Here is a 10,648-nt window from a genome sequence, read left to right on the forward strand (position 1 = left end):
GGCGATTTCCGTGTCGCTAACGCTGTGCAATGATTTCTCCATTGTCGATTAACTGAGCGGTCTCTGACCGGGAGTAAATGATGGAAATGACCCATGCGCAGCGTTTGATTCTCACTAATCAGTACAAAATGATGGCCATGCTTGAGCCGGAAAATGCGGAGCGTTTTCGTCGTTACCAGACCATCATCGAACGCGGTTATGCGCTGCAGATGCGGGAGCTGGACAAAGAGTTTGGCGAACTCAGCGAAGCGATCTGCCGGACGGTGATCGATATTATGGAAATGCATCACGCTCTCCACGTCTCCTGGTCGAACCTTAAAGAGAAAGGTGAGCTTGAAGAGCGGCGTCTGGCCTTTCTGGGCTTCGATGCGGCAACGGAAGCGCGCCTGCTGGGTTATGTCCGTTTTATGGTCAATACAGAAGGGCGTTATACCCACTTCGATTCCGGCACCCATGGTTTTAATGCGCAGACCCCGATGTGGGAAAAGTATCAACGGATGTTAGCTTTGTGGCAGACTTGTCCGCGCCAGTACCATTTAAGTGCAAACGAAATTGCGCAAGTGATTAATGCCTGATGAGGAGTAGCGCGTGACCTACAGAGGTTTTCTATTTGATTTAGACGGCACGCTGGTGGATTCACTGCCAGCGGTTGAACGAGCCTGGAGCCAGTGGGGTGCCCGTCATGGCATCGCGGCTGATGAGATTCTGGATTTCATTCATGGCAAACAGGCGATCACCTCTCTGCGTCATTTCATGGCAGGCCAGTCGGAAGAGGCTATTCAGGCAGAGTTTGTTGCGCTGGAGCAGGCTGAAGCGGCGGACACCGACGGTGTGCAGGCGCTGCCAGGGGCCAACGCGTTGCTGAACCGGCTGAACGAACTGCAGATTCCCTGGGCGATTGTCACTTCCGGTTCAGTGCCGGTCGCACATGCACGTCATAAAGCCGCAGGCTTACCGAAGCCTGCCGTGTTTATTACCGCTGAACAGGTGGCTAAGGGCAAACCGGAGCCCGATCCCTACCTGCTTGGCGCGGAGAAGCTGGGATTAGCGGCGACATCGTGCGTGGTTGCAGAAGATGCACCTGCCGGAATCTTATCCGGCCTGAATGCTGGCTGTGCGGTGATTGCCATCAATGCGCCGGCGGAGACACCCCGGCTGGATGAGGTAGCGCTTCAGCTCGACTCACTGGCGTCACTGGTGATAACCCGCGAGTCTGACGGCAGCTTTACCTTCCGTCAGCAGGCTTAAGGGCTGGCCCGGCGGCCAGACCGCCGGGCTTAGAGTGGCGTATCCTGCGAGATTTCATCCAGTGACAGGCTGAAGCTCGGAATAAACACCTCAACGAAGTAATCCATCTCCGGTGAACGCCGAAGTGCCAGGGTCTTTTCCAGCCGCGCTTTGGCCAGTAAAAATTCGTTGTTCCCGGCAGACAACTCCTCAAGACATTTTACATATGCACAGAGCGCATCCGCCTGTTTCACAACCGCCTGCTCCTCTTCGCTGTGCAGATGCTCATCGATCAACGGGCGATAGATCGCCTGAAACTCTTCAGGCAGCATCTCAATCAGCTTCTGCTGAGCAATCTTCTCGATTTTCTTGTATTCGTGGGCGATCTGCGCGTTGTAATACTTTACCGGAGTCGGTAAATCGCCGGTGAGCACTTCACTGGCATCGTGGTAAAGCGCCAGCATGGCAATGTGATCGGCATTAAGCGACCCGTTGAATTTAAGGTTTTTGATCACGGCCAGGGCATGCGCCACCATAGCGACCTGCAGACTGTGTTCGGAGACATTTTCGGTGCGCACATTGCGCATCAGCGGCCAGCGATTGATCAGCTTAAGACGGGAGAGATGAGCAAAGAAGTGACTTTGTGTCATGAGCGTTCCTGTTGGCTGGCGGGGGAGAGACAGGCTCTGGCTCTCCCCAAATAGCGTCAGTATACGCGGGCCTGATTATTGACGATAGCCTTGCAGGAAGCGGCCAAATTTATTGATCGCCATCTCAAGATCATCCACACGAGGCAGCGTAACAATGCGCAGGTGATCGGGCCATGGCCAGTTAAAGGCACTGCCCTGAACCAGTAGCACCTTCTCCTGTAACAGAAAATCCAGCACCATCTTCTGATCGTCGAAAATGTTGAATTTTTTGGCATCGATTTTCGGGAACATATAAAGCGCGCCCTGCGGCTTCACACAGCTGACGCCTGGGATATCATTAATCAACTCCCAGGCGCGCTGCCGCTGCTCGTAGAGACGACCACCCGGCATGATAAATTCGCTAATGCTCTGGTAGCCGCCCAGCGCCGTCTGAATCGCATGCTGTGCCGGTACGTTGGCACACAGGCGCATCGAGGCGAGCATCTCCAGTCCTTCTATATAGCCTTTAGCATGTTTCTTTGGCCCGTTCAGTACCATCCAGCCCTGACGGAAACCGGCAACGCGATAGGTTTTAGAAAGGCCATTAAAGGTAACAGTCAGCAGATCGGGTGCCAGCGCTGCGATGCAGTGATGCTGTGCATCGTCATAGAGGATCTTGTCGTAGATCTCATCGGCGAAAATAATCAGGTTATGCTGACGCGCAATTTCAACCACCTCTAACAGCAGCTCTTTGCTGTAGACCGCGCCAGTGGGGTTATTCGGGTTGATAATCACGATGCCGCGGGTACGAGGCGTTATCTTGCTGCGGATATCATCGAGGTCAGGGAACCAGCCTGCTGATTCGTCACAAAGATAGTGCACTGCTTTACCGCTGGAGAGGGAAACCGCAGCCGTCCATAACGGATAGTCGGGTGCCGGCACCAGCATTTCGTCGCCGCTGTTCAGTAACGCCTGCATCGCCTGCACGATGAGTTCTGAAACACCGTTGCCAATGTAGATATCTTCTACGGTGACATCGCGCATGTCGCGCGCCTGGTAGTGCTGCATGATCGCTTTACGGGCGGAATAGAGACCCTTGGAGTCACAATAGCCCTGAGAGCTGGGAAGGTTACGAATAACATCGACCAGTATCTCATCCGGTGCTTCAAAACCAAACGGCGCCGGATTGCCGATGTTCAGCTTCAGTACTTTGTTACCTTCTTCTTCGAGGCGCTTAGCCTCTTTCAGTACCGGGCCACGGATGTCATAGCAGACGTTATCGAGTTTTCCGGATTTATCAATTTGAAAAGTCATTGTTACCGCCTTAATGGGCAGAATCCTTTTGGCTGCCACAGAAATCCAACCAGCACAATGTACTCTCCTGACAGTCACAAAAGAAGGGTGCCGCCCCGTTTTGGCGGGTTCAACAACTTTTTGCCCGGTGCGCAGCGTAAAAAATATTTGTTGTCGCGTAAACTGGTTAATAAAACCATAAATTGGTATTAATGCAGGATTTTAACTTGTCCAAAGCGCTGCTGAACCGACATATGGCTTTAGCATCATGAACGCTATCTGGAAGTTATTGAAATGGAACTTTTCTTTGCACCTGAAATATACACTTAGAGAAATAGTTAAAGGATATTTTATAAATGTTCAAATTATGGACGATTTTATAACGTGCCTGAAGATTACGCCTTAACGCTGCTTAAGAGTGGCGCGTTTAAGGCCTTGTGTTCGCCGGAAAAGTGCCAAAAGCCGAGCTTCATATGGCACCTTTATTGCAGGATTGTGAGCCGTACTTAACACTTCCTCACTAAATTTCAGAACGCTGAAGGCTTAAAAAGTGATCAATAATGTGGCATAAGGGTCTGGAAATGCCTTTAGCACAAAATTTACAGCGCTTTTCACAAAATCATTTCCATTTTGAAGTCAAAAATGATTAAGTATAATTTATTATTTAGTGCACTTTGCCGCTTCGCTTTGATAGCCCGTAAAGTGCGCTTTCTATCCCACACGATTCTTTCTGGTGGGAATAAGACAACTACGCAGCTTCCTGCATTTGCGCACCCAGCGCCATCGGTTCAGAAGTTGTATCTGTCTTGAATAGTACTATGGCTTGAATAGCGCTATGGCCCTTTCAGGGGAGTAAACAGTGCAGGATCCACATAAACTTTTTTTGTGTCAGTCTTCACACAGGACTGTCATTGAGCACCATTACTGCTTATCACTTTGATAAGCTTGTGATAACACCAGGGTAGTAGTTCGTAAAAATCTTATAAGTGAAGAAAAAACATGACTAATGCAAATCGTCCGATACTGAATCTCGACCTCGATCTGCTGAGAACCTTCGTTGCCGTTGCGGATTTGAATACCTTTGCAGCAGCCGCTGCAGCGGTCTGCAGAACCCAGTCAGCAGTCAGTCAGCAGATGCAACGTCTGGAACAATTGGTAGGTAAAGAGCTGTTTGCCAGACATGGACGTAATAAGCTTCTGACAGAGCACGGTATCCAGCTTTTAGGCTATGCGAGAAAAATTCTTCGTTTTAACGACGAAGCCTGCACATCTCTGATGTACAGCAACATTCAGGGCGTGCTGACTATTGGCGCCTCTGATGACACCTCTGACACTATTCTGCCGTTCCTGCTAAACCGGGTGACCTCGGTTTATCCGAAACTGGCAATCGATGTGCGGGTTAAACGTAATCCGTTTATGATGGAAATGCTCAATCAGGGTGAAGTGGACCTGGTTGTGACGACTTCCAGCCCGGGCAATTTTACCTATCAGGTACTGCGTACTTCACCTACCTTGTGGTACTGCGCAGCGGATTATATCTTCCAGCGTGGCGAAGCCATTCCATTGGTGTTGCTGGATGAGCCAAGTCCTTATCGTGATATGGCAATCGATCATCTCAACGAAGCGGGCATCCCGTGGCGTATCTCTTATGTCGCTTCCACACTGGCTGCAGTACGCGCTGCGGTGAAAGCGGGACTGGGCGTGACGGCACGTCCGGTCGAGATGATGAGCCCGGAACTGCGTGTTATGGGTGCAGCTGAAGGACTGCCGGTACTGCCGGATACGCAATATCTGCTGTGCCGTAATCCTGACAGCGATAATGAGCTGGCGCTGGCCATCTTCAATGCCATGCAGTCCACCAATGATCCTTATAACCTGAGCAATAATCCCGACGGTTCACTGTTGCTGGATGACGAAGAGTAATTTCGCTAACGTGTTGTACTCAATACCTGCGTGATTGCCTTAATAAACGCTTATAAATAAGCCTCTCCTTCCCTGAAAAGAACGAGAGGCTTTTTTTATGCCTGAACCCCGCCCGATGTCCCTTACTGACTCATCTGCCTCTTCAGACCCGACTAAAAAAATTTCACCACCTACTGAATTGAAATTTCCAGACCAAAAAACCGAACGCTTTGTTCCGAATCACCGTTTCAGGTGGGGAAAATTAACGCATAAAGGGCAAAAGTGTGTTCTGGATCAAAAAAATAGCCCTGGAAAGGGGAGGGAAAATTCAGTGATACCTGTCAAAATATGTTTGTTAAATGCACGATCCATGCATGTGAATACCCGCTACACTAAAATTAACCCTACAGACTGAAGCGATTTAGCTGGAAAGCGGGGCATCATTTGTTAATAATATGATGCAGGTGTGAAATAATGTTTGGATACTTTTGTCAAAGTTGACAAAAGGTTATAGAAAGGAGTAAAAAACCCCATAAAATAGCTGCTTATTACGTAATAACAGCGACATTTGAAAGGTTTTTATCCTTCCCTTGAATCGATGTGGTCAGTTTGCTGCGGGAAACGCGTGCAGGATGCCAGCGCCACTTTTGATGAGTAAGCAATGAGTATGTCAACTACCACCGAAATCATCGCTCAGCACTGGGCGTTTATCGTATTTATCGTTATTGCCTTTGGCCTGTGTGCTTTCATGCTGACCGGAGGATGGCTGCTTGGCGGCAGAGCGCGCGCCCGCTACAAAGACACGCCATTCGAATCGGGCATTGAATCCGTTGGTGATACCCATATCCGCCTGTCGGCGAAATTTTATCTGGTTGCGATGTTTTTCGTCATCTTCGACGTCGAAGCCCTCTTTTTATACGCATGGGCGACTTCAATCCGTGAAAGCGGTTGGATCGGCTTTGTGGAAGCCGCAATTTTCATTTTGGTGCTCCTGGCGGGTCTGGTCTATCTGGTACGCATTGGCGCACTGGACTGGGCTCCAGCTCGCCGTCGCGTGGTGGTCAAAACCACTACGGTCAGCCACACCAATCCTCATAAGCAGTAAAAGAGAGGCAATAAGATGGACTATACGCTCACCCGCATAGACCCGAACGGTGGTGAGAACGACCGTTATCCTCTGCAAAAGCAGGAAATCGTCAGCGATCCGCTGGAGCAGCACGTTCATCGCAGCGTTTATATGGGCAAACTCGAAAATGCCCTGCATGACATGGTGAACTGGGGACGTAAAAACTCCCTCTGGCCTTATAACTTTGGCCTGTCCTGTTGTTACGTTGAGATGACAACATCGTTCACCGCGGTCCACGACGTGGCACGTTTTGGCGCCGAAGTTATGCGCGCTTCGCCACGTCAGGCCGATTTCATGGTCATTGCCGGTACGCCGTTCACCAAAATGGCCCCGGTTATTCAGCGTTTGTACGATCAGATGCTGGAACCCAAATGGGTGATCTCCATGGGTGCCTGCGCTAACTCTGGCGGCATGTATGACATCTATTCCGTGGTGCAGGGTGTCGATAAATTCCTGCCGGTCGATGTTTATATTCCTGGATGTCCGCCACGTCCTGAAGCGTATATGCAGGCACTGCTGCTGTTGCAGGAGTCGATCGGCAAAGAGCGCCGTCCGCTCTCATGGGTGGTTGGCGATCAGGGCGTTTATCGCGCCAACATGCCATCTGAGCGTGAAAGAAAACGCGGCGAGCGCATTGCAGTCACAAACCTGCGCAGCCCGGACGAAGTTTAAAACCGTATGGATGGAAAACAGCGCCTGCAGCAGAACATCACAATTTAATGCATGGCCCCATCCTGACGCCTTCATTTGAGTGCCTGAGACCAGGCCGGAATGGTGAGTAACGTATGACAGATTTGACCACGCAAGATCTCGCTCAGCCTTCATGGCAAACCCGTGATCACCTTGATGACCCGGTGATCGGCGAGTTGCGTAACCGTTTTGGGCCGGATGCCTTCACTGTTCAGCCAACCCGTACCGGTATTCCGGTGGTGTGGGTGAAGCGTGAACAGATACTGGAAATTATCGAGTTCCTGCGTAAATTACCCAAACCTTACGTCATGCTGTATGACCTGCATGGCGTGGATGAGCGTTTACGTACCCACCGTGCAGGCCTGCCTGCGGCGGATTTTTCCGTTTTCTACCACCTGCTGTCGATTGAACGCAACCGCGACATCATGCTCAAGGTGGCACTCTCTGAAAACGATATGCATCTGCCGACCATCACCCGCCTTTTCCCGAATGCCAACTGGTATGAGCGTGAAACCTGGGAGATGTTTGGTATCACCTTTGATGGTCACCCGCATCTGACGCGCATCATGATGCCGTCGACCTGGGAAGGCCATCCGCTGCGTAAAGATTACCCGGCGCGCGCCACCGAATTCGATCCGTTTACGCTGACCAAACAGAAAGAAGATCTGGAGATGGAAGCGCTGACCTTTAAGCCTGAAGACTGGGGCATGAAGCGCAGCACCACCAACGAAGACTTCATGTTCCTGAACCTCGGGCCTAACCACCCGTCGGCGCACGGGGCATTCCGCATCATTCTGCAGCTGGATGGTGAAGAGATTGTCGACTGCGTGCCTGACATCGGCTATCACCATCGTGGTGCCGAAAAGATGGGCGAGCGTCAGTCGTGGCACAGCTACATTCCTTACACTGACCGCATCGAGTACCTCGGCGGCTGCGTAAACGAAATGCCGTACGTACTGGCGGTGGAGAAACTGGCCGGTATCGTGGTGCCCGATCGCGTTAATGTGATCCGCGTGATGCTCTCTGAGCTGTTCCGCATCAACAGCCACCTGCTTTATATCTCCACCTTTATTCAGGACGTCGGGGCCATGACGCCGGTGTTCTTTGCCTTTACCGACCGTCAGAAAATCTATGACGTGGTTGAGGCGATTACCGGTTTCCGTATGCACCCGGCGTGGTTCCGCATCGGTGGTGTCGCGCATGACCTGCCGCGAGGCTGGGAACGTCTGCTGCGTGACTTCCTCGACTGGATGCCAAAACGTCTTAAAGAGTATGACAAAGCGGCACTGCGCAACAGCGTACTGGTTGGCCGTTCCAAAGGCGTTGCTGCTTACAACATGGAAGAGGCGCTGGCGTGGGGCACTACCGGTGCCGGTCTGCGTGCTACCGGTCTCGACTTTGACGTACGTAAATGGCGTCCCTACTCCGGCTACGAAAACTTCGATTTTGAAATCCCGGTCGGCGACGGCATCAGCGATGCTTACAGCCGCGTCATGCTGAAAATGGAAGAGATGTGGCAGTCGCTGCGCATTCTTGAGCAGTGTCTCAACAACATGCCAGAGGGTCCGTTTAAAGCGGATCATCCGCTGACCACGCCGCCACCGAAAGAGCGCACGCTGCAGCACATTGAAACGCTGATCACGCACTTCCTGCAGGTTTCGTGGGGGCCGGTGATGCCAGCCAATGAGTCGTTCCAGATGATTGAAGCGACGAAAGGGATCAACAGCTACTACCTGACCAGCGATGGCAGCACCATGAGCTACCGCACCCGCGTGCGTACGCCGAGCTTCCCGCATCTGCAGCAGATTCCTTCAGTAATCCGTGGCAGCCTGGTATCCGACCTGATCGTATATCTGGGTAGTATCGATTTTGTTATGTCAGACGTGGACCGCTAATTATGCACGATCAACACATTGCCATTAAAACGATCGACCCTAACGAGGTCTTCGTGCTGAGCGCGGAAGAGCATCACGCCATTGAGCACGAAAAACACCACTACGAAGATGCGCGTGCAGCCTCCATTGAAGCGCTGAAGATCGTGCAGAAACAGCGCGGATGGGTGCCGGACGGCGCCATCAATGCGATTGCCGAGGTACTGGGTATCCCGGCGAGTGATGTTGAAGGTGTGGCAACATTTTACAGCCAGATCTTCCGTCAGCCGGTTGGCCGTCATGTGATCCGTTACTGTGACAGCGTGGTCTGTCATATCACCGGTTATCAGGGCATCCAGTCAGCACTGGAACAGCAACTGAATATCAAACCGGGTCAGACCACTGCCGATGGCCGCTTTACACTGCTGCCAACCTGCTGTCTGGGTAACTGCGATAAGGGGCCAACGATGATGGTGGATGAAGACACGCATGTGCATCTGACGCCGGAAGGCATCCCTGGTTTGCTGGAGCAGTATCAATGACAATTAAACAGATCATTCGCACTGCAGAAACGCATCCGCTGACCTGGCGGATGCGTGACGACAAGCAACCTGTCTGGCTTGACGAATATCGCAGTAAAAACGGCTATGCCGGTGCGGAAAAAGCGCTGAAAAGCATGTCGCAGGATGAAATCGTTGCGGCAGTCAAAGATTCAGGCCTGAAAGGGCGCGGCGGTGCGGGCTTCTCCACCGGGCTGAAGTGGAGCCTGATGCCGAAAGATGAGTCGATGAATATCCGTTACCTGCTGTGTAACGCCGATGAGATGGAGCCGGGCACCTATAAAGACCGCCTGCTGATGGAGCAGATGCCTCACCAGCTGGTGGAAGGAATGCTGATCAGCGCCTTTGCGCTGAAGGCTTACCGTGGCTATATCTTCTTACGTGGCGAATACATTGAAGCCGCGGTGCATCTGCGTCGTGCGATTGCTGAAGCGACGGAAGCGGGCTATATCGGTAAAAATATTCTCGGTACCGGCTTTGACTTTGAGTTGATTGTCCACACCGGCGCAGGTCGTTATATCTGCGGCGAAGAGACGGCACTGATTAACTCACTGGAAGGCCGTCGTGCCAATCCGCGTTCGAAACCGCCATTCCCGGCGAGTGCGGGCGCGTGGGGCAAACCGACCTGCGTGAACAACGTGGAAACCCTCTCCAACGTTCCGGCGATTCTGGCCAACGGCGTGGAGTGGTACAAAAACATCTCTAAAAGCGAAGATGCCGGTACCAAAATGATGGGCTTCTCCGGACGGGTTAAAAATCCCGGCGTCTGGGAGCTGCCATTCGGTATCACCGCACGTGAAATCCTTGAAGATTATGCGGGCGGTATGCGTGACGGACTGAAGTTCAAAGCCTGGCAGCCCGGCGGGGCAGGGACTGACTTCCTGACCGACCAGCACCTGGATCTGCCCATGGAGTTTGCCAGCATCGGCAAAGCGGGCAGTCGTCTGGGTACGGCGCTGGCGATGGCGGTCGATCACGAGATCAACATGGTCTCGCTGGTGCGTAACCTGGAAGAGTTCTTTGCCCGTGAGTCGTGCGGCTGGTGTACACCGTGTCGCGATGGCCTGCCGTGGAGCGTCAAAATTCTGCGCGCGCTGGAGCAGAAGCAGGGTCAGCCAGGCGATATCGAAACCTTACTGCAACTCTGCCGTCAGCTTGGCCCGGGTAAAACCTTCTGTGCGCATGCGCCGGGTGCGGTTGAGCCCCTGCAGAGTGCGATTAAATATTTCCGTGAAGAGTTTGAAGCCGGCATGGCACCGCAGGTGTTTGGCAATACCCGCGCCATTGGCGGGATCCAGCCAAACCTGCTGAAAGCGCGCTGGTAATTCGCCGAAGAACACGGAACAGGCC

The 10,648-nt window shown here is 52.3% G+C and carries 10 protein-coding genes; 8 read left to right on the forward strand and 2 right to left on the reverse strand.

Translation table 11 applies throughout. The features are described 5' to 3' along the window. Positions 1-80 precede the first annotated feature (80 nt). Together ACXKZD_RS05965 and ACXKZD_RS05970 are read left to right on the forward strand one after the other, a co-directional pair. Positions 81-575 carry a YfbU family protein gene (locus tag ACXKZD_RS05965; RefSeq protein ID WP_010671451.1) on the forward strand — a complete coding sequence of 165 codons (495 nt, stop codon included), beginning with the start codon at positions 81-83 and terminating at the stop codon, positions 573-575. A 13-nt stretch (positions 576-588) separates the two neighbouring features. Next, entirely contained in the window at positions 589-1,248 is a 660-nt protein-coding gene (locus ACXKZD_RS05970) for a sugar phosphatase (RefSeq protein WP_010258046.1), read from the forward strand. A 29-nt stretch (positions 1,249-1,277) separates the two neighbouring features. Here the strand turns inward: ACXKZD_RS05970 and yfbR are convergent, their stop codons facing one another. Continuing rightward, positions 1,278-1,877, reverse strand: a complete 600-nt coding sequence (gene yfbR, locus ACXKZD_RS05975; protein ID WP_010258048.1) for a 5'-deoxynucleotidase — start codon at positions 1,875-1,877, stop codon at positions 1,278-1,280. Between the two features lie 75 nt (positions 1,878-1,952). Beyond that, positions 1,953-3,170, reverse strand: coding sequence for a pyridoxal phosphate-dependent aminotransferase (locus ACXKZD_RS05980; RefSeq protein ID WP_010258051.1), 1,218 nt, complete (start codon positions 3,168-3,170; stop codon positions 1,953-1,955). 978 nt (positions 3,171-4,148) lie between these two features. On the opposite strand from ACXKZD_RS05980, the gene lrhA reads away from it, so the two are divergent. The 6 genes from lrhA to nuoF all read left to right on the forward strand — a co-directional run bounded on the left by lrhA (position 4,149) and on the right by nuoF (position 10,623). Beyond that, positions 4,149-5,072 (forward strand): transcriptional regulator LrhA, encoded by a 924-nt coding sequence (lrhA, locus tag ACXKZD_RS05985; protein WP_010258055.1) that lies wholly within the window; start codon positions 4,149-4,151, stop codon positions 5,070-5,072. Between the two features lie 640 nt (positions 5,073-5,712). Further along, positions 5,713-6,156 (forward strand): NADH-quinone oxidoreductase subunit A, encoded by a 444-nt coding sequence (locus tag ACXKZD_RS05990; RefSeq protein WP_010258058.1) that lies wholly within the window; start codon positions 5,713-5,715, stop codon positions 6,154-6,156. 15 nt (positions 6,157-6,171) lie between these two features. Next, complete coding sequence (locus tag ACXKZD_RS05995; protein ID WP_003854245.1) at positions 6,172-6,849, forward strand: NuoB/complex I 20 kDa subunit family protein; 678 nt, start codon at positions 6,172-6,174, stop codon at positions 6,847-6,849. Between the two features lie 113 nt (positions 6,850-6,962). After that, positions 6,963-8,762 (forward strand): NADH-quinone oxidoreductase subunit C/D, encoded by a 1,800-nt coding sequence (gene nuoC / locus ACXKZD_RS06000; RefSeq protein ID WP_187495768.1) that lies wholly within the window; start codon positions 6,963-6,965, stop codon positions 8,760-8,762. 2 nt (positions 8,763-8,764) lie between these two features. Continuing rightward, positions 8,765-9,280 (forward strand): NADH-quinone oxidoreductase subunit NuoE, encoded by a 516-nt coding sequence (nuoE, locus tag ACXKZD_RS06005; protein WP_010258066.1) that lies wholly within the window; start codon positions 8,765-8,767, stop codon positions 9,278-9,280. A 2-nt stretch (positions 9,281-9,282) separates the two neighbouring features. Continuing rightward, a complete protein-coding gene (gene nuoF, locus ACXKZD_RS06010) occupies positions 9,283-10,623 on the forward strand; it encodes an NADH-quinone oxidoreductase subunit NuoF (RefSeq protein WP_029519446.1) in 1,341 nt (446 codons plus the stop codon). The last annotated feature ends 25 nt before the right edge of the window (positions 10,624-10,648 follow it).

This window comes from Pantoea sp. ABR1s (genome assembly GCF_057812235.1).

Excerpts from the sequence above, each read along its gene's own strand:
- ACXKZD_RS05965 (WP_010671451.1), top strand. The coding sequence starts at position 81 with ATGGAAATGACCCATGCGCAGCGTTTGATTCTCACTAATCAGTACAAA.
- yfbR (WP_010258048.1), bottom strand. The coding sequence starts at position 1,877 with ATGACACAAAGTCACTTCTTTGCTCATCTCTCCCGTCTTAAGCTGATC.
- ACXKZD_RS05980 (WP_010258051.1), bottom strand. The coding sequence starts at position 3,170 with ATGACTTTTCAAATTGATAAATCCGGAAAACTCGATAACGTCTGCTAT.
- lrhA (WP_010258055.1), top strand. The coding sequence starts at position 4,149 with ATGACTAATGCAAATCGTCCGATACTGAATCTCGACCTCGATCTGCTG.
- ACXKZD_RS05990 (WP_010258058.1), top strand. The coding sequence starts at position 5,713 with ATGAGTATGTCAACTACCACCGAAATCATCGCTCAGCACTGGGCGTTT.
- ACXKZD_RS05995 (WP_003854245.1), top strand. The coding sequence starts at position 6,172 with ATGGACTATACGCTCACCCGCATAGACCCGAACGGTGGTGAGAACGAC.
- nuoC (WP_187495768.1), top strand. The coding sequence starts at position 6,963 with ATGACAGATTTGACCACGCAAGATCTCGCTCAGCCTTCATGGCAAACC.
- nuoE (WP_010258066.1), top strand. The coding sequence starts at position 8,765 with ATGCACGATCAACACATTGCCATTAAAACGATCGACCCTAACGAGGTC.